An 18,146-nucleotide genomic window follows, 5' to 3' on the forward strand; every position below is an offset into this window, starting at 1 on the left:
TTGGCAGCGTGGTCACAGCCGGGAAGAACACCCCGCGGACCTGCACAGAAGGAGCCGTCATGGCGCTGCCGAAGTACACCGTCCCGTCCCTCACCCCGAAGGAAGGCGCTGAGGTCGCCGCGATCCTGCAGCAACGTCTCGACGCGCTGAACGACCTCGCCCTGACGCTCAAGCACGTCCACTGGAACGTGGTCGGTCCGCACTTCATCGCGGTGCACGAGATGCTCGACCCGCAGGTCGACGCCGTGCGGCACATGGTCGACGCGATCGCCGAGCGCATCGCCACCCTCGGCGTCGCCCCCGTCGGGACGCCCGGTGCACTGGTGGCCAACCGCACCTGGGAGGACTACTCCCTCGGTCGGGACAGCGCGATCGCCCACCTCGGCGCGCTCGACGTCGTCTACATCGGCGTGATCGAGAACCACCGCCAGGCTGCCAAGGACGTCGAGGAGATCGACGACGTCACCAACGACCTGCTGATCGGACACCTGCACGAGCTCGAGCTGTTCCACTGGTTCGTGCGTGCCCACCTGGAGTCGGCCGGCGGAGTGCTGACCACCGGTAACGCGCAGAGCGAGAAGACCGCCGCGCGGAAGGCGTCGGTCAAGGACACCGCGTGAGCGCATCCCCAAGCGCCCGGCCCGTCGTCGGCTCGTCCCGCGGCGGGCCGGTGCTCCGTCCGGCTCGCCCCGGGCCGGCGTCGGCGGTCCCGCGCACGCACCTGGCCGCCCGGCTCGAGGACCAGTTCGACCGGGCCGTCGCGCACCGGCTCCGGGCTCGCGGCTGGACCGTGCGGATCGAGCCGTACGCGGGGTACGGCGCACCCGGGTGGGTGCGGGTGCTGGCCCGGACGGTGCTCGCGGCGCCGCACGTCGGCGACGACGACCTGCCCGGCGCGGGCTCGGACGCGCAGGCAGGCGCCCGGTCGGCCAGCACCGTGCGCGGCTGGCGCAGCTTCGCCACCGCGCAGATCTCGGGTGCCGAGCTCTCGGTCCAGGTCGGCGACCGGACCCACGACGTGGTGACCGACCGGGGCGGCTACGTCGACACGATCCTCGAGTCCGACCTGCCGCCGGGCTGGCACGACGTGCGTCTGACCACGGCCGACGGCCGCAGCGCGACGGCTCCCGTCCAGGTCATCGGCCCGGCGACGCGTTTCGGCATCGTCAGCGACATCGACGACACCGTCATGGTCACGCGCCTGCCTCGCCCCTTCGTCGCCGCGTGGAACGTGCTCGTGCGTCACGAGAACGCGCGCGAGCCGGTGCCCGGGATGGCGCGGCTGTACGCGGAGCTGCGGTCCGCTGGGACGGACGTCCCGGTGGTCTACCTCTCGACCGGCGCCTGGAACGCCGCGCCGACGATCGCCCGGTGCCTGCGCCGGTGGCGCTACCCGGCAGGACCCCTGCTGCTCACCGACTGGGGACCGACCAACAGCGGGTGGTTCCGCAGCGGGCCCGCGCACAAGGTGGCCCAGCTGCGCCGGCTCTTCACCGAGCTGCCCGACGTGCAGTGGGTGCTGGTGGGCGACGATGGCCAGCGCGACCCGCAGATCTACGCGGGCGCGGCGCAGCACTTCGGCGACCACGTGCGGGCGATCCTCATCCGGCAGCTGACGTTCACCGAGCACGTGCTCGCGCACGGCGTCCCGGCCCCCACGACCGAGGCGTTGCGCGCCGAGCAGCAGGCAGCGCGGCGACCCGACGGGATCACCGTGCTGCAGGGACCCGACGGCCAGACGCTGCTGCAGCGAGCCCGCGAGTACGGGCTGGACCTGGGCTAGAGACGCTCGGGGTCGTCCCACTCGTCGTTGCTGGCGATGGGCTCGTCGTCGGCCTCGAGCTCGACGGCGGTCAGCGACCGCGGACCACGGTCGGGGTTGCCACCGGAACGTGCGTCGGCGGCATCGAGCTCGGCCTGGGCGTGCTCACGATCGGCGAGGTGCTCGGCGGAGGGGTCGGACGTCAGGTCGCGGTTGCGGCTCATCCTCCGGTTCTACCGTCCGCGCTCCCCCGCCGCACGTGCGGACCAGCCCGTGGTCGCCGACGTCCCGTGCCGGGCTAAACGATTCACTCCCTGCTGGAGGTTCGAAGCGCGTCGATACGGTCGCGGCGGTCGTCGCCCAACGGCGGCCCTCAGGGTCCCCGGCAACGCCGCCCGGAGCCCTCCCGCCTTCACGAAGGAGTGCCGCGGATGCCCGCCCCCTCGCTCGTACCCCGCACCCCGGCCAGGCTCGCGGCGGCCGCCGCCTCGGGCGCCCTGGTCGCCAGCGCGTTCGTCGCCGTGGCCACCCAGGAACCCGCGCACGCCGCGACGACCCCGTACACGTGGGGGAACGTCGAGGTGGTCGGCGGCGGGTTCGTCCCCGGGATCGTCTACAACCAGTCGGAGAAAGGGCTCGTGTACGCCCGGACCGACATCGGCGGCGCGTACCGCCTGGACCAGACGACCGAGCGCTGGATCCCGCTGCTCGACAGCATCGGCTGGAGCGACTGGGGTCACAACGGCGTCCTGTCGCTGGCGACCGACCCGGTGAACCCGAACAAGGTGTTCGTCGCGGCCGGCATGTACACGAACAGCTGGGACCCGAACAACGGCGCGATCCTGCGCTCGTCCGACCGCGGCGCCACGTGGGCGAAGACCGCCCTGCCGTTCAAGGTCGGCGGCAACATGCCCGGCCGCGGCATGGGCGAGCGGCTCCAGGTGGACCCCAACGACGACCGCGTCGTGTACTTCGGCACCGAGGGCGGCAACGGCCTGTGGCGCAGCACGGACTCGGGCGTGACGTGGGCCAAGGTCTCGAGCTTCACCAACGTCGGCAGCTACGCGCAGGACCCGACAGACCCGAACGGGTACCTGGCCACCAACCAGGGCGTCGTGTGGGTGACGTTCGACCCCACCAGCGGGACCACGGGGTCGCCGACGAAGACGATCTACGCCGGCGTGGCCGACAAGGACAACACCGTCTACCGCTCGACCGACGCGGGCGCCACGTGGTCGCGAGTCGCCGGCCAGCCGACCGGGTTCATCGCGCACAAGGGCGTCTTCGACTCCGTCGGCAAACAGCTCTACATCGCGACCAGCGACACCGGCGGCCCGTACGACGGAGGGCACGGCGACCTGTGGCGGCTGGACTCGGCGACCGGCGTGTGGACGCAGATCAGCCCGGTGCCGTCCAGCAGCACGGACAACTACTTCGGCTACAGCGGTCTGACGATCGACCGCCAGCACCCGAACACGATCATGGCCGTCACGCAGATCTCGTGGTTCCCGGACATCCAGGTGTTCCGGTCCACCGACCGCGGCGCCACGTGGTCCCGGATCTGGGACTGGAACGGCTACCCCGACCGGACCCTGCGCTACTCCCTCGACATCTCGGGGGCGCCGTGGCTCGACTTCGGCAAGCAGGCCGCTCCCCCGGAGCCCAGCCCGAAGCTCGGCTGGATGACCGAGTCGTTCGAGATCGACCCGTTCGACTCGAACTCGTTCCTCTACGGCACGGGCGCGACGATCTACGGCGGCTCCAACCTCACCGCGTGGGACACCGGCGGCAAGGTCGCCATCGGCGTCAAGGCGCAGGGGCTCGAGGAGACGGCCGTGCTCGACCTGGCCTCTCCCCCGGGCGCGACGCAGCTGATCTCCGGGCTCGGTGACATCGGCGGCTTCGTGCACAGCGACATCACCAAGGTCCCCCCGGCGTACTCGTCGAGCGCGCCCGCCCTGGGTTCGATCACCGGCGTGGACTTCGCGGAGAAGGCGCCCGCGACGATGGTCCGGGTGGGCAAGGGCGACGCCGGCGTGCCGCGCATCGGCATCTCGACCTCGGGCGGCAGCTCGTGGTGGGCGGGCCAGGAGCCGGCCGGCGTGACCGGTCCGGGCACGGTCGCGATGAGCGCCGACGGCAGCCGCATCGTCTGGAGCACCGACGGCGGCGGCGTGTACACGTCCTCGACGCTCGGCTCGAGCTGGACGAAGTCGACCGGGGCGCCGACGGGCGCGCGCGTCGAGTCGGACCGCGTCAACCCGCTGAAGTTCTACGCGTTCTCGGCCGGCACGTTCTGGACCTCGGTGGATGGCGGCGTGACGTTCACGGCGTCGAAGGCCACGGGTCTGCCCGCGGCGGGTCCGGCCCGCTTCTCCGCGGTCTTCGGCCGCGAGGGCGACGTGTGGTTGGCGGGCGGTGACGACAAGGGCGGGGCCTACGGCCTCTGGCACTCGACCGACTCGGGCGCGACGTTCAGCAAGATCGCGGCGGTCGAGCAGGGCGACACCGTCGGGTTCGGCAAGGCTGCGCCCGGCGCGTCCTACCCGGCCATCTACACGTCGTCGAAGATCGGCGGGGTCCGGGGGATCTTCCGCTCGATCGACGGCGGTGCCACGTGGGTGCGGATCAACGACGACGCCCACCAGTGGGGCTGGACCGGCGAGAACGTCATCGGCGACCCCGACGTGTACGGCCGGGTCTACGTCGCGACGAACGGCCGCGGCATCGTCGTCGGGAACCTGACGGGCACGGACCCGACGCCGACACCCACGCCGACCACCCCGACGCCGACCGTCACGCCGACGCCGACGGTCACCCCGACCCCCACGCCGACGGTGACCCCCACGACGCCGGCCGCCGCCTGCACCGTGAGGTACACGACGTCGGACTGGAGCACGGGCTTCACTGCCTCGGTCAAGATCACCAACGGCTCCTCGTCGGCGATCAACGGCTGGACGCTGGCCTTCACCTTCGCCAACGGCCAGCAGGTGACCAACGGCTGGTCCGGCGTGTACAGCCAGACGGGTGCGGCCGTGACGGTGGCCAACGCCGCCTGGAACGGCTCGATCCCGGCCGGCGGCAGCGTCGACATCGGCTTCAACGGGTCCCACACCGGGACCAACGCCAGGCCGAGCGCGTTCGCGGTCAACGGGACCCGCTGCGGCAACGGCTGAGCCGGTGGGGGTGGGTGGCGCGTGAGACGGAGCCGCCACCCACCCCGCTCACGCCAGGCCCGGGCACGGCGGGCGCCCGCATCACCTGCCGTGCTCCGGGCTCGCGTGTGCAAGATCACAGGCTGTCGGGACCGGGGGTATCTCGACGTCAACATACGATCGAAAACGTGCCAGAACGCGAAGAGATCGTCGACGTCGTCCTCGTCGGGGGCGGGATCATGAGCGCCACCCTCGCCGCGCTCCTCACCACCCTCGAGCCCACGTGGACCGTCGAGATCCACGAGCGGCGCCCGGCCCTCGCCGAGGAGAGCTCGAACGCGTGGAACAACGCGGGTACGGGCCACGCGGCCCTCTGCGAGCTCAACTACACGCCCGAGCGCCCGGACGGCACGATCGACATCTCGAAGGCCGTCACGATCAACGAGCAGTTCGAGCTGTCCCGCGAGCTGTGGAACCACCTGTCGACGCACGACCGCCTGCCCGGCGGCGACGGCTTCCTGTCGACCACCCCGCACATGACGTTCGTGCGCGGCGCGGACAACGCCGACTACCTGCGCCGCCGGTTCGAGACGCTGCGCAAGCACCCCCTGTTCTCCGACCTCGAGTTCAGCACCGACCCCGCGCAGATCGCGCGGTGGGCCCCGCTGCTCGTCGACGACCGCGACCCGTCGGAGCCCGTCGCGGCGACGCGCGCCGCGGCCGGGACCGATGTCGACTTCGGGCGCCTCACCCGCGCGATGGTCGCCGACGCCGTCGAGCGCGGCGCGCGCGTGCACCTCGAGTCCGAGATCACCAAGCTCCGCCAGAAGAAGGACGGCACCTGGTCGCTCCGCGTGGCCGACCGCCGCTGGAACGGGCACCTGCGCAGCCGCAAGGTCGCCGCCCGCTTCGTGTTCATCGGCGCCGGCGGCGGCGCGCTGAGCCTGCTGCAGAGCTCCGGCATCCCCGAGGCCAAGGGCTTCGGCGGCTTCCCGATCAGCGGCCAGTTCCTCAAGACCACGAACCCCGAGATCGTCGCCCGGCACCGGGCGAAGGTCTACGGCAAGGCGGACATCGGCGCTCCCCCGATGTCGGTGCCGCACCTGGATACCCGCGTCGTGGACGGCGGCACGGCGCTGCTCTTCGGCCCGTACGCGGGCTGGAGCATGAAGTTCCTCAAGAACGGCTCCTGGACGGACCTGCTGCGCTCGATCCGGCCCGGCAACCTGATCCCGATGCTCGCCGTGGGCATCCGGAACCTCGACCTCGTCAAGTACCTGGTAGGCGAGGTCACCGCCACGGACACCGACCGCCTCCGCACGCTCCGCGCCTTCATGCCGACGGCCCACCCGCGCGACTGGGAGCTCATCACGGCCGGTCAGCGCGTCCAGGTCATCAAGAAGGACAAGGCCAAGGGCGGCGTGCTGGAGTTCGGCACGGAGCTGATCACGTCCGCCGACGGCTCCATCGCGGGCCTGCTGGGCGCCTCGCCGGGCGCGTCGACGGCAGTCGCCACGATGCTCGACCTGCTCGAGCGCTGCTTCCCCCAGCACGCCGACGCCTGGCGGCCGCGCCTGCGCGAGATGATGCCGAGCCTCGGTGGCGGCGAGTGGGACGAGGAGTTCGAGCTCGACCAGCTGGTGGACGACGAGCAGATCCGGGCCGAGAACTGAGCCTGCTGGGCCAGGATGTGCTCATGGCTGAACCCGTGGAGAACCCCGTCCAGCCCGTGAGCGCCGAGATGCGCCACGCCAAGGTTCGCGCCGCCACCGAGCACACGACCGTGGGCCAGGTGACGCAGACCGACGACGGTCGGGTGACGATCGCCTGCGCGTGCGGCATGGAGCTCACCAACGGACCCACGTGGTCGCTGGACGAGCACATCCGCCTGCACCGTGCCGAGGCGCGCTTCCTGGCGCTCGCCGCTGTCGCGCCCGACGGCATCCCCCGCCTGGTGCGCTGGCCGCTCTAGACGCCGGCGTGCTCGTGCTCGTGGTCGAGGGCGTCCTCGTGCTCGTGGGGCAGGCCCAGCTCGTGCGCCCGCTCGTGCGCCTCCCGCGCGGCGATCCTCGCCTGCACGTCCACGCGGCGCAGCGGCGGGACCGTGGTCGGCGGCTGCCGGCGGGCGGGCAGCTCGTCGAGCAGGCGGGCCGTGATGGCGGCGACCTGCCGGACGGCGTCCTCGAACGGCTCGCGGGTGGCGTCGCTGAGCGACTGGACCCCCGTCACCTTGCGGACGTACTGCCGCGCGGCGGCCTCGATCTCCTCCGAGGTGGCGGGTGGCTCGAGCCCTCGGAGCGTGGTGATGTTCCGGCACATGGCGACGACGCTACGCCGCCACACCGACACGCGTCTCGAGCTCGAGGAGGGTCAGCTTGGCCTCCGCTCCCCCGGCGTACTGCCCGGGAGAGCCGTCGGAGCGCACCACGCGATGGCACGGCAGCACCACCGGCAGGGGGTTGAGCGCGCAGGCCGTGCCGACCGCCCGCACCGCCCGCGGGCTGCCGGCGAGGGTCGCCATCGCCGCGTAGCTCGCGGTGCGGCCGTACGCGATGTCCGGCAGGTGCAGGACGACGTCCCGGCGGAAACCGCGCAGCAGCTGCAGGTCGAGCGGCACGTCGAACGCGGTCCGCCGGCCCGCGAAGTACTCGTCGAGCTCCCGGGCGACGTCGTCGAGCTGCCGCGGGGCCTCCAGGACGCGCGGGCTCACCGAGGAGGCGAGCGCCGACAGCACGGCGTCGTGGTCCTGGACCTCGAACGCGACCCGGATCAGGCCCGCGGGCGTGCGCGCCAGCAGCAGCCGGCCCACGGGGCTGTCGACGGTGCGGTACGCGACGTCGAGCAGCCCGTCGGCGGCGGCTCGGGCTGCCAGGTCGCGGTGCAGGCGAGCGAGGTCGTCGGCGCTCACGTCCGGAAGCTCGATCATGACTCCTCCTGGTCGGTCACGGTGCGGCGCAGGGTCGCCACACCGTCGGACGCCGCCCGCCGCGCGGCTGCGGCCGTGCCGCCGACGAGCGCGGCGACGTCGTCGTAGGGCAGCCCGCCGAGGTGGTGATACGCGACCACCTGGCGCTGCTTGGAGGGCAGCGCGGCCAGCGCTGCCCAGAGGTCGAGGTCGCGGCCCTCGGGCCGCAGCGGTCGGTCCGGGACGTCCGCCACGGGCACGGCGTGCCTGGCGGCCCGGCGCACCACGTCGATCGCCTTGCGGTGAGCGATCGTCACCAGCCAGGCCTCGACGTTGGCGTCGGCGGGCAGCGCCGGGTAGGCGCGGAGCGCGGCGAGGAACGTCTCCGACCACGCGTCGTCGGCGTCGACCGGGCCGAGCACCGCACGGCACACGCGCAGCACCGTGGGTCCGTGCACCACGACCACGCGCTCGAACGGTTCCTTCACGCTCACAGTGTGCAGACGCGCAAGGCCCCCCGCGTGTGAGGTGCGGCTTCTAATGTGTCCTCATGACGAACCTCGAGGTGCGGCCGGTGCCGGAGGTGTGCGACCTGGTGCCCTCGCACGGACCCGTCGTGGAGCTGCACGAGGCACGCGACGTGCCCCTGGGCGGGGTGCGCGCGATGCGCGTGCGGCGGACGCTCCCGCAGCGCGCGCTGCCGACGGTCGGCGCGTGGTGCTTCCTCGACGAGTTCGGTCCCCAGCACGTGGACATGAAGGTGCTCCCCCACCCGCACACCGGCCTGCAGACGGTCACCTGGCCCATCTCCGGACAGATCCTGCACCGCGACAGCGTCGGGTCCGAGGCCGTGGTCCGGCCCGGGCAGCTCAACCTCATGACGGCGGGCCACGGGGTCGCGCACTCGGAGTTCTCGCTCGGCGTCGAGCCGCTGCTGCACGCGGTCCAGCTGTGGGTCGCGCTGCCCGACGGGGTGGCCGACGGCGCGGCGGGGTTCGTCCAGGTGAGCGACCTGCCCGTGTGGGAGGGGCCGAGGGCGCGCGCCACCGTGTTCGTCGGCGACCTGGACGGCACCTGGTCCCCCGCCCGCGTGCACACCCCGCTGCTGGGGGCCGAGATCGTGCTCGACGCGCACGCCGACCTCGAGATCCCGCTGGTCCGCGGCTTCGAGCACGCGGTGCTGCTGCTGGGCGGCTCCGCGCAGGTGGCGGGAACGCCGCACACGACGAGCGGGCTGCTCTACCTGGGCGACGGCCGGGACTCCGTGCGACTCGCCTCTCGCGACGGCGCCCGGCTCATGCTGCTCGGCGGTGCGCCGTTCGCGCACGACCTCGTCATGTGGTGGAACTTCGTCGGCCGCAACCACGCGGACATCGCCCAGGCCCGTGCCGACTGGGAGTCCGACGACCGAGCCGAGCGCTTCGGGCTGGTCGCCGGGCACGACGGTGCCCGCATCCCCGCCCCCGAGCTGCCGAACATCCGCCTCCAGCCGCGCCGCCGGTTGCCGGCGAAGGAGAACCCGTGACCGACCTCTCCCACCTGCCCACCCGGTCCCGGGTCGTCGCCTCCGCCCTCACCGACGCCGGGGTGCTCGGAGAGGTCGTGGAGCTGCCCGACTCCGCGCGGACCGCCGCCGAGGCCGCCGCGGCCGTGGGCGTCGAGGTGGGCGCGATCGCCAACAGCCTCGTCTTCTGGGCCGACGACCGGCCGCTCCTGGTGCTGACCAGCGGCCGGCACCGGGTGGACACCGGCGCCCTCGCGCGGCTGCTGGGCAAGTCGCACATCGGCCGGGCCACACCGGACCAGGTGCGGGCGGCCACGGGGCAGGCGATCGGCGGCGTCGCCCCGCTGGGTCACCCGCAGCCGCTGGAGACCGTCGTCGACGTCGCGCTGGGCGACTACCCGCAGGTCTGGGCCGCCGGGGGAACGCCGCACACCGTGTTCCCCACGACCTTCGACGAGCTGGTCCGGATCACCGGCGGCGCCGCCCTGGTGGTCGGCGACTGACGCGCATCGAAGAGACGGATGCGCCAAGACCGGACAGTGCACACACTGGGCACGACGAGAGGGGACCCCGTGGCGCAGGAGAGCTGCCGATGAACGGTGAGACGGAGCGCAAGCCGGCGCTCCTGACGGTCGACGACGATCCGGCGGTCTCGCGGTCCGTGGCCCGTGACCTGCGTCGACGCTACGGCGACGCGTACCGGGTGGTCCGCGCCGACTCCGGTCCCGAAGCCCTCGATGCCCTGCGTGAGCTCAAGCTGCGCGGCGACCAGGTCGCCGTCCTGCTGGCGGACCACCGCATGCCGGCGATGACGGGCATCGAGTTCCTCGAGCAGGCCATGGACATCTACCCCCAGGCGCGGCGCGTGCTGCTGACCGCGTACGCCGACACGGACGTCGCGATCGACGCCGTGAACGTGGTCGACCTCGACCACTACCTGCTCAAGCCGTGGGACCCGCCGGAGGAGAAGTTCTACCCGGTGATCGACGCGCAGCTCGAGGCGTGGGCCGCGAACCCGCCCAGGGCGGTCGCCGAGACGAAGGTGGTCGGCCACCGCTGGTCGGCGCGCTCGTCCGAGGTCCGCGAGTTCCTCGCCCGCAACCAGGTGCCGTACCGCTGGTACGCCAGCGACAGCCCCGAGGGCCGCGTGCTGCTCGACGTCGCCGGCGCGGACGACGCCGCGCTGCCGGTCGTCGTCACCTCCGACGGCACCGTCCTCGTCGCACCCACCGACGGGGACCTGGCGGCGCAGGTCGGCCTCTCCGTGAGCCCGTCGGAACGGTTCTACGACCTCGTGGTCATCGGCGGCGGACCCGCAGGCCTCAGCGCCGCGCTGTACGGCGCGTCGGAGGGCCTGCGCACGGCGCTCGTGGAGCGGACGGCGACCGGCGGGCAGGCCGGGCAGAGCTCCCGCATCGAGAACTATCTCGGCTTCCCCGACGGCGTCTCGGGCGCGCAGCTCACCGACCGCGCCCGACGGCAGGCGCTGAAGTTCGGCGCCGAGATCGTGATGACCCGCGACGCCGTGGGGCTCGAGGTGCACGGCGCGGCCCGGTCCGTGCGGTTCGACGACGGCAGCACGGTCGACGCGCACACCGTGATCGTGGCCAGCGGCGTCGCCTACCGCGAGCTCGACGGTCCCGGGATCGGCGCACTCACGGGTCGCGGCGTCTACTACGGGTCCGCGCTCACCGAGGCGACCGCGTGCCTGGACCAGGACATCTACGTCGTCGGCGGCGCGAACTCCGCAGGCCAGGCCGCGATGTACCTGTCGCGGCACGCGCGGTCGGTGACGCTCGTCGTGCGCGCCGTGTCCCTGGATCAGTCGATGTCGCGCTACCTCATCGAGCAGGTCGAGCAGAACGCGAAGATCCGGGTACGCACGCGGTCCGAGGTGGTCGAGGCCGTCGGTGACGACCACCTCGAGCGGATCGTGCTGCGCGACGCCGACACCGGTGCGAAGGAATCCGTCGACACCGGTTGGTTGTTCGTGTTCATCGGAGCCGCCCCGCTGACCACCTGGCTGGACGGCACCGTGACACGTGACCAGCACGGGTTCGTCTGTGCCGGTCACGACCTGCTGGTCGAGGGCAAGGTGCCGGACGCCTGGCCCCTCGACCGGCCTCCGTACCACCTGGAGACGAGCGTCCCCGGGGTCTTCGCGGCCGGCGACGTGCGCGCCGAGTCCGCCAAGCGCGTGGCCTCCGCCGTCGGCGAGGGTGCCATGGCCGTGATGCTCGTCCACCGCTACCTGGAGCAGCTGTGACCACCACCGAACCCGTCCCCGCTCCGCTTGCGACCACCACCCGCACCCACCTGGCGTGCGACATCGACGAGCTGCGGACCATGTTCCTGTTCGAGCGCCTGAACGACGAGCAGCTTCTCTGGCTCTGCGGGCACGGCCACGTCGAGCACATCGAGCCTGGGGTGCTCTACCGGGAGGGCGACCCGGCGACGGACTTCTACGTCATGCTCGAGGGCTCGCTCGCGTTGTACCGCCGGGTGGGCGTGGACGACGTCGAGATCGTCCGGACCTCGCAGGTGGGCGTCTACGCCGGGGCGTGGGCCGCCTACCTCGCGGACCGGGTGCCGCAGACGTACTCGCAGACCCTGCGCGTCCTCGAGCCGTCCCGCTACTACGTGCTGTCCGCCGACGACTTCGCCGCCTTCATGAACGACTGGTTCCCCATGGCGGTCCACCTGCTCGAGGGGCTCTTCTTCGGCCAGCAGAACTCGCAGGCGGCGATCGGTCAGCGCGAGCGGCTGCTGGCCCTGGGCTCCCTGTCGGCCGGGCTGACGCACGAGCTGAACAACCCCGCCGCGGCGGCCACGCGGGCGACCGCCACGCTGCGCGAGCGGGTGGCGGGAATGCGGCACAAGCTCGCGATCATCGCCTCCGGCCCGTACGACCGCGAGCAGCTGGCGCAGATCATCCACCTGCAGGAGAAGGCCGTCGTCTCGCTGGCGAAGGCCCGTGCGTCCGAGGCCGTGCCGTCGCCGATGGAGGTGTCCGACCGCGAGGACGAGCTGGGCGACTGGATGGAGGACCACGGCATCGCGGGCGGCTGGGAGCTGGCGCCCAGCTTCGTCGCGGCGGACCTGGGCCCCGCCTGGCTCGACATGGTGGCGTCCTGCGTCGGCGAGGAGGTGCTCGAGGGCGCCGTCCGCTGGCTGGCGTACACGCTGGAGACCGAGTCGCTGATGAACGAGGTCGAGGACGCCACCGGCCGGATCTCCAGCCTGGTCGGCGCCGCGAAGCAGTACTCGCAGATCGGCCGGGCGCCGGACCAGACGGTCGACGTGCACGAGCTGCTGGACAGCACGCTCACCATGCTCGAGAGGCAGCTCGGCGACGGGATCACCGTGGTCCGCGACTACGACCGCACGCTGCCCCCGATCCACGTGTTCGCCGCCGAGCTCAACCAGGTGTGGACCAACCTCATCGACAACGCGGCGCAGGCGATGGAGGGCCACGGCACCCTCACGGTGATCACCCACCGGGTCGACGACTGGCTCGAGGTGGTGGTCGCCGACACCGGCCCGGGCATCCCCGACGCCGTGGTCGGGCGCATCTTCGAGCCGTTCTTCACCACCAAGCCCGTCGGCTCCGGCACCGGTCTGGGTCTCGACATCTCGTGGCGGATCGTCGTCGGCAAGCACCACGGCGACCTGTCCGTCACCTCCTCGCCCGGCGACACGCAGTTCCGTGTCCGCCTGCCCTACTCCCCGACGGAAGGACCCACGCCGTGACCGAGACCACCATCGATCCGACGGTTCCGCCCAGCGGCACCGGGTGCGTCGAGTGCGACGCGACCCAGGGCTGGTGGTTCCACCTGCGCCGCTGTGCCACCTGCGGGCACGTCGGGTGCTGCGACACCTCGCCCTCCCAGCACGCGACCGCGCACTTCCAGGAGACGGGGCACCCGGTCGTGCGGACGTTCGAGCCGGGCGAGGACTGGTTCTGGGACTACCCGGCCGACGACTACGTAGACGGTCCCCCGCTCGCCGCCCCGGAGCACCGGCCCGTCGAGCAGACCGTCCCCGGCCCCGCCGGGCGCGTGCCCGACAACTGGCGCCGCCTTCTGCACTGACACGTCCCGACGGGCTGCGCCCCCGTTTCCGACATATCCTGCGGGTCGCACGAGGGCGGCCTCGATGACCGCTCGATGCACACCGGGTTCAGCCACGAGCCCACGAGCTGGCTCCCCCGACGGGGGCATCGCGGAGGACGTCGTGCACACTCCCACACCCATCCCGGCACAGGTCGGTCAGTTCCGGTACACCGCCCCCACCGGGCGCTGGTGGTGGTCCGACGGCACGTTCCGGATCCACGGCATGGCGCCCGGCGAGGTCGTACCCACCCTCGCGCTCATGTCGCGGCACGTGCACCCCGCCGACCGCGGGCGCGTGCTGGACGCCCTCGGCCAGTGCGGCGTCGACGGCGAACCCTTCGGGTGCCAGTACAGGCTCCTCGACCTCGGCGGCGCCGAGCGGTCCGTCACGCTCGCCGGCGCGGGAGAGACGGGCGACGAGGGCGTGCGCACGGTCACCGGGTTCTTGGTCGACGTCACGGCGTCCCAGCGCGACGCGGTGGCGCACCGCGTCAACGAGGAGCTCACCCAGGCGCTGAAGTCGCACGCCGTGATCGACCAGGCCAAGGGCGCCTTCATGCTCGGCTACGGCATCGACGGTGACGCGGCGTTCGAGCTGTTGCGGTGGGGGTCCCAGCAGCGCAACGTCCGGCTCCTGACGCTGGCGGAGCGGCTCGTCGCGGCCGTCGAAGGGGGCGGCGGCCTCGGCTCGGACACGCGGCAGCGGCTCGACGACTTCTTCTTCGCGAGCCTCGCGTCTGCGCCCGAGACCGCGCCCACGCGGACAGGTCCCGGACTCGAGATCACCTTCGACACCGTCGACGACGTGCCCGTGGTGCGCGTGCGGGGACCGGTCGACCTCGCGACCGCCCACGACCTCACCGCGGCGGTGATGCAGCTGATGATCGCGGCGCGCGCGGTGGGCTCCATGGTGGTGGATCTGCGCGACGTGTCCCACCTGGGATCGGTCGGAGTATCGGCCCTGACCGCCGCCCACCGGCGAAGTGCGTCGGCAGGTGTGAGGATGCGCATAGTGCTCTCTCCCGGTACCAGCCTCGGGCTCGCGGGAGCGCACGGGCTGGACGTGATCAGCGCTCCGGCCTCGGACACGGAAGCAGCCGGTGTGTGGGACACGCGCGGGCACGTGAGCTCGGCGAACTGAAGGAGGAGGCGCGATGGCGTCCGACGGGTACGTCGACCTCGACGCCGTGCTTCGAGCCTTCGACGACTCCCCGGGGATCCAGATCGTCGTGCGTGCCCCCGACCTGCGCATCGTCGCGGCCAACCGCGGCGCGCGTGACGCCTTCCAGCGCGGCACGCTGCTCGACGTCAGCCTGCGCGACCTGCGCGATCCCGGCTTCCAGGGCGTCGTGACGGCGCTGACGGAGACCGTGCGCACCGGCGGGGTGTTCCACGACGACCAGCTGTCGCTCACGGCCGACTGGTCCGACCCGGCGTCGGGGATCTGGCTCGACCTGACCGTCACCCCCTGGCGGGACGCGGACGGGACCCTGGTCGGCGCCGTCGCCGCGGGGACCGACATCACCACCCGCCTGCGCGCCGCCCAGCTCGAGCGCGCCGGCGCCGCGACGGCCGACCAGCGACTGGCTCGAGCCCGTGAGGTCGTCCTGCGCCTGCAGGGCGCGCTCCTCCCCTCGACGGTTCCTCTCCTGCCCCGCGTGGACGTCGCGGCGTCGTACCTCGTGGCCGGCCTGGAGCAGGCCGCGGGCGGCGACTGGTTCGACTCGGCCACGCTCCCCGACGGACGCGTGTCGCTGACCGTCGGCGATGTGGTGGGGCACGGCGTCGAGGCGTCGGCGATCATGAGCCAGCTGCGGGCCGTGCTCGCAGCCCGCCTCCTCGAGGGCGCCGGGATCCTGCAGGCGCTCGAGGCCGTCGAGGCCTTCGCGGGGCGGGTCTCGGGCGCCTTCGCGGCCACCCTCTGCGTGGCGCTGCTCGACCAGCACACCGGCGACCTCGAGTACGCGACCCGCGGGCATCCCGCACCGCTCGTCGTCGGCCCGGACGGCGCCCGGGTGCTCCCGACCACGGGCGACGGGCCGCTGGGCTCGCGCACGGAGGGGCGGGTCGCCACCGCGAACCTGCGCGACGGGGACGCGATCGTGCTGTTCACCGACGGGCTCGTCGAGAACATCCACCGGCCGCTGCGCGACGGGATCGACGCCCTGGAGCGGATCGCGTTCGACGCGTACCGCGACGAGTCGGCCGGCGCGTCCGTGGCGGGACGGATCTGTCAGCAGCTGCCGGCCGTGCTCATCGACGACGGCTTCACCGACGACGTGACCGTGCTCGCGGCGCACCGCCGGCAGGCACCCGCACCCCTCGACCTGCGCGTGTCGGCGGACCCCGGCCAGCTGGCGCGGGTGCGTGCCGCGGTGGACGCGTGGGGGCTCGGCGTCGGGCTGGGCTCGCGCGACCGCTCCGCGCTCGTCCTCGGCGTGTCCGAGGTGATGGCGAACGCCGTGGAGCACGCGTACCGCGAGAACGACGGCAGCCCGGTCCACGCGGTCGAGGTGCACGCCACGATCCGCGACGACGCCATGATCGAGGTCGTCGTCCGCGACCACGGTCGCTGGCGCGAGCCCGACCGCGATCCCGGTGAGCGAGGGCGCGGCTTCAGCATGATGGCCTCCGCCGGCCTTCAGGTCGCCGTGGAGACCGGGCCGGACGGCACCTCCGTGACGCTGGAGTGCCCGGCTCGTCGGCCGGCGCCCGTCGACCAGGCCGACGCCGTCTCCGAGTCCGCGACCCGGGCCGCCGCGCCGCTCGAGCTGCGCTCCGACGCCGRCGCGGGCCACGTGGTCCGGGTGGGCGGCGCGGTCGACCACCGGGCCGCCGCGGCCCAGGTCGAGGCCGAGATCCTGCGGCTGTCCCGCAACGGCCTGGTCCCGGTGACGGTCGACCTGCGCGACGTGATCCACCTCGGCAGCGCCGGGGTGCGCGTCCTGGAGTCGCTCCTGCGGACCATCGACCAGCTGCAGGTCGTCGCACCGCCGGGGACCCCCGCCGCGCAGACCTTGGAGGTGGCCGGCACGCCGTACCTCTCGTCACAGCTCTGATCCGCTGCAAGGATCGGGTATCGACGAGCGTCCACCCGCCTCCTACGCAGTGTCGCGAGGGCGAGGGCCGTCGGACGCTCGGGGCGGAGGTGCTCTGATGGGTGACCAGACCGACGGCAAGCTCCCGGTGATCTACGTGCGCGGGTTCGCCGGAGGCCCCTCCGGCATCAACACCGCCGTGGACGACCCGTTCTACGGGTTCAACGAGGGATCGGTGCAGGTGCGCGTCGACGACACGGACCGGCCCGCGTTCCACCAGTTCGAGAGCCCGCTCCTGCGGCTGATGATCGACCACGGGTACCAGCTGCTCGTGCAGGGCAACCAGGGTGCGTACCTCGAGCAGCGGCCGGACCGCTCCATCGACCCCGCGACGATCTGGGTCCACCGGTTCTACGACGAGTTCGCGCCGAACCTCACCAAGGACCCCAACGCCTTCAGCATCGAACGGGCCGCGGAGAGCCTCTTCGCCCTGGTCACCCTCGTGCGGCGCAAGACCGGTGCGCCACGGGTCTTTCTTATCGCCCACTCGATGGGCGGCCTGATCGTGCGGTCGATGATCCAGAAGGTCGCACCCGAGCAGACCGACGGGTCGCCGGACGCCGCCAAGGCGTTCGTCGACCGGGTCTTCACCTACGCCACGCCGCACGGCGGGATCGAGTTCGCCATCGGCTTCGGCGCCCTCGAGAAGCTGCGGGACCTCACCGGCCTGGCCGGGGCCGACATCTTCGGCCCCGCCCGCATGTACCAGTACCTGACGCCGACGGCCTCGACGAAGAGGCGCGTGCCGGACGGCTGGGACGCCACCCAGATGCCGGACGACGGGTTCCCGAAGGACCGGTTCTTCTGCCTGGTCGGGACCAACCCGACCGACTACACCTCGGCGCTCGGCCTGTCCGCGAAGGCGGTCGGTGCGCGCAGCGACGGCCTGGTCCAGATCGAGAACGCGTACGTGCGGGGCACTCCTCGGGCGCTGGTGCACCGCAGCCACTCCGGGCGGTTCGGCATCGTCAACTCCGAGGAGGGCTACCAGAACCTGCAGCGCTTCCTGTTCGGGGACGTCGAGGTGCAGGCCCACCTCACGGACGTCGTGGTGCCGGGCACACCCGACGACGACACCGTGTGGCAGCTGGAGGCGTCCCTGTCGATCCGCGGACTGCCCGTGGTGCTGCACGAGCAGAGCACCGCCCACCTGTGCCCCATCCAGCTCGAACGGCCGAAGATCCCGGACACCACGAGCACGCCGGTCCCGCTGGTGCGCACGTTCCTGTCGACGAAGGCCGCCCGCCCCGACGTCCCGACGATGCGCCACGTCCTGCAGCTCCGGCTCCTCTCGCTGCGCAAGAAGGACCACCTGCTCTCGTTCCTCGACCACCTCGAGCAGACGGCGGACTGGGCCGACGTGCTCGTGGTCGACATCGCGTTCCCGACGGACGGCGGCGCGCCGCGCTCGTGGGCCGTCTGGAACTCGTCGCTGCACACGGCGATCCGGGACTGGGTGCCCGACCAGGCCAGCGACCAGCAGCTGCAGGACCTCGACTCGGCCACCGGGAGCTGGCTGGCCCGGATCCAGCTGCCGGTCGCGGCGCGAGAGCTGCTGGGGCAGCAGGCCGCGATCACCATCTCGGTGAACGGCCGCGTGCCCGCTTGAG

17 protein-coding genes are annotated in these 18,146 nt (G+C 72.6%); 13 read left to right on the forward strand and 4 right to left on the reverse strand.

The genetic code is table 11. The annotated features are described in order from the left end of the window. The first annotated feature begins 59 nt into the window (after positions 1 to 59). On the forward strand, positions 60 to 620 hold the full coding sequence (locus ACXJKA_RS08375) for a Dps family protein (protein ID WP_456824727.1): 561 nt from the start codon (positions 60 to 62) through the stop codon (positions 618 to 620). Next, on the forward strand, positions 617 to 1,783 hold the full coding sequence (locus tag ACXJKA_RS08380) for an App1 family protein (protein ID WP_456824728.1): 1,167 nt from the start codon (positions 617 to 619) through the stop codon (positions 1,781 to 1,783). The genes ACXJKA_RS08375 and ACXJKA_RS08380 overlap by 4 nt, the downstream gene beginning before the upstream one ends. Here ACXJKA_RS08380 and ACXJKA_RS08385 read toward each other — a convergent pair. After that, positions 1,780 to 1,986 (reverse strand): hypothetical protein, encoded by a 207-nt coding sequence (locus tag ACXJKA_RS08385; protein WP_456824729.1) that lies wholly within the window; start codon positions 1,984 to 1,986, stop codon positions 1,780 to 1,782. The genes ACXJKA_RS08380 and ACXJKA_RS08385 overlap by 4 nt on opposite strands. Before the next feature lie 207 nt (positions 1,987 to 2,193). Here ACXJKA_RS08385 and ACXJKA_RS08390 point away from each other — a divergent pair, with 207 nt between their 5' ends. From ACXJKA_RS08390 to ACXJKA_RS08400, 3 genes are all read left to right on the forward strand, one after another. After that, positions 2,194 to 4,938, forward strand: a complete 2,745-nt coding sequence (locus tag ACXJKA_RS08390) for a cellulose binding domain-containing protein (protein ID WP_456824730.1) — start codon at positions 2,194 to 2,196, stop codon at positions 4,936 to 4,938. Positions 4,939 to 5,105: 167 nt separating this feature from the next. Then, a complete protein-coding gene (gene mqo, locus ACXJKA_RS08395; RefSeq protein ID WP_456824731.1) occupies positions 5,106 to 6,590 on the forward strand; it encodes a malate dehydrogenase (quinone) in 1,485 nt (494 codons plus the stop codon). 23 nt (positions 6,591 to 6,613) lie between these two features. Then, positions 6,614 to 6,889 carry a hypothetical protein gene (locus ACXJKA_RS08400; protein WP_456824732.1) on the forward strand — a complete coding sequence of 92 codons (276 nt, stop codon included), beginning with the start codon at positions 6,614 to 6,616 and terminating at the stop codon, positions 6,887 to 6,889. On the opposite strand, the gene ACXJKA_RS08405 is transcribed toward ACXJKA_RS08400, so the two are convergent. The 3 genes from ACXJKA_RS08405 to ACXJKA_RS08415 are packed head-to-tail and all read right to left on the reverse strand — an operon-like array spanning position 6,886 to position 8,310. Beyond that, positions 6,886 to 7,236 (reverse strand): DUF2277 domain-containing protein, encoded by a 351-nt coding sequence (locus tag ACXJKA_RS08405; protein WP_456824733.1) that lies wholly within the window; start codon positions 7,234 to 7,236, stop codon positions 6,886 to 6,888. The genes ACXJKA_RS08400 and ACXJKA_RS08405 overlap by 4 nt on opposite strands. Before the next feature lie 10 nt (positions 7,237 to 7,246). Next, the gene (locus ACXJKA_RS08410) at positions 7,247 to 7,843 is read right to left on the reverse strand and encodes a methylated-DNA--[protein]-cysteine S-methyltransferase (protein WP_456824734.1); all 597 of its coding nucleotides are present in this window, start codon (positions 7,841 to 7,843) and stop codon (positions 7,247 to 7,249) included. Further along, entirely contained in the window at positions 7,840 to 8,310 is a 471-nt protein-coding gene (locus ACXJKA_RS08415) for an RNA polymerase sigma factor (RefSeq protein ID WP_456824735.1), read from the reverse strand. Before ACXJKA_RS08415 ends, ACXJKA_RS08410 begins: the two co-directional genes overlap by 4 nt. Before the next feature lie 62 nt (positions 8,311 to 8,372). Here ACXJKA_RS08415 and ACXJKA_RS08420 point away from each other — a divergent pair, with 62 nt between their 5' ends. The 8 genes from ACXJKA_RS08420 (at position 8,373) to ACXJKA_RS08455 (ending at position 18,145) form a co-directional block, all read left to right on the forward strand. Continuing rightward, a complete protein-coding gene (locus tag ACXJKA_RS08420) occupies positions 8,373 to 9,347 on the forward strand; it encodes a pirin family protein (protein ID WP_456824736.1) in 975 nt (324 codons plus the stop codon). After that, positions 9,344 to 9,829: a YbaK/EbsC family protein gene (locus ACXJKA_RS08425; protein ID WP_456824737.1), complete on the forward strand. Its 486-nt coding sequence runs from the start codon at positions 9,344 to 9,346 to the stop codon at positions 9,827 to 9,829. Before ACXJKA_RS08420 ends, ACXJKA_RS08425 begins: the two co-directional genes overlap by 4 nt. An 89-nt stretch (positions 9,830 to 9,918) precedes the next feature. After that, positions 9,919 to 11,592, forward strand: coding sequence for an FAD-dependent oxidoreductase (locus ACXJKA_RS08430; protein WP_456824738.1), 1,674 nt, complete (start codon positions 9,919 to 9,921; stop codon positions 11,590 to 11,592). Further along, positions 11,589 to 13,076, forward strand: a complete 1,488-nt coding sequence (locus tag ACXJKA_RS08435; protein ID WP_456824739.1) for an ATP-binding protein — start codon at positions 11,589 to 11,591, stop codon at positions 13,074 to 13,076. Before ACXJKA_RS08430 ends, ACXJKA_RS08435 begins: the two co-directional genes overlap by 4 nt. Continuing rightward, the gene (locus ACXJKA_RS08440) at positions 13,073 to 13,417 is read left to right on the forward strand and encodes a UBP-type zinc finger domain-containing protein (protein ID WP_456824740.1); all 345 of its coding nucleotides are present in this window, start codon (positions 13,073 to 13,075) and stop codon (positions 13,415 to 13,417) included. The genes ACXJKA_RS08435 and ACXJKA_RS08440 overlap by 4 nt, the downstream gene beginning before the upstream one ends. Before the next feature lie 142 nt (positions 13,418 to 13,559). Next, complete coding sequence (locus tag ACXJKA_RS08445; protein WP_456824741.1) at positions 13,560 to 14,579, forward strand: ANTAR domain-containing protein; 1,020 nt, start codon at positions 13,560 to 13,562, stop codon at positions 14,577 to 14,579. A 13-nt stretch (positions 14,580 to 14,592) separates the two neighbouring features. Next, entirely contained in the window at positions 14,593 to 16,497 is a 1,905-nt protein-coding gene (locus ACXJKA_RS08450; protein ID WP_456824742.1) for a SpoIIE family protein phosphatase, read from the forward strand. Between the two features lie 97 nt (positions 16,498 to 16,594). Beyond that, complete coding sequence (locus ACXJKA_RS08455) at positions 16,595 to 18,145, forward strand: esterase/lipase family protein (protein WP_456824743.1); 1,551 nt, start codon at positions 16,595 to 16,597, stop codon at positions 18,143 to 18,145. The last annotated feature ends 1 nt before the right edge of the window (position 18,146 follow it).

The sequence above is a fragment of the Cellulomonas sp. P5_E12 genome (assembly GCF_054049315.1).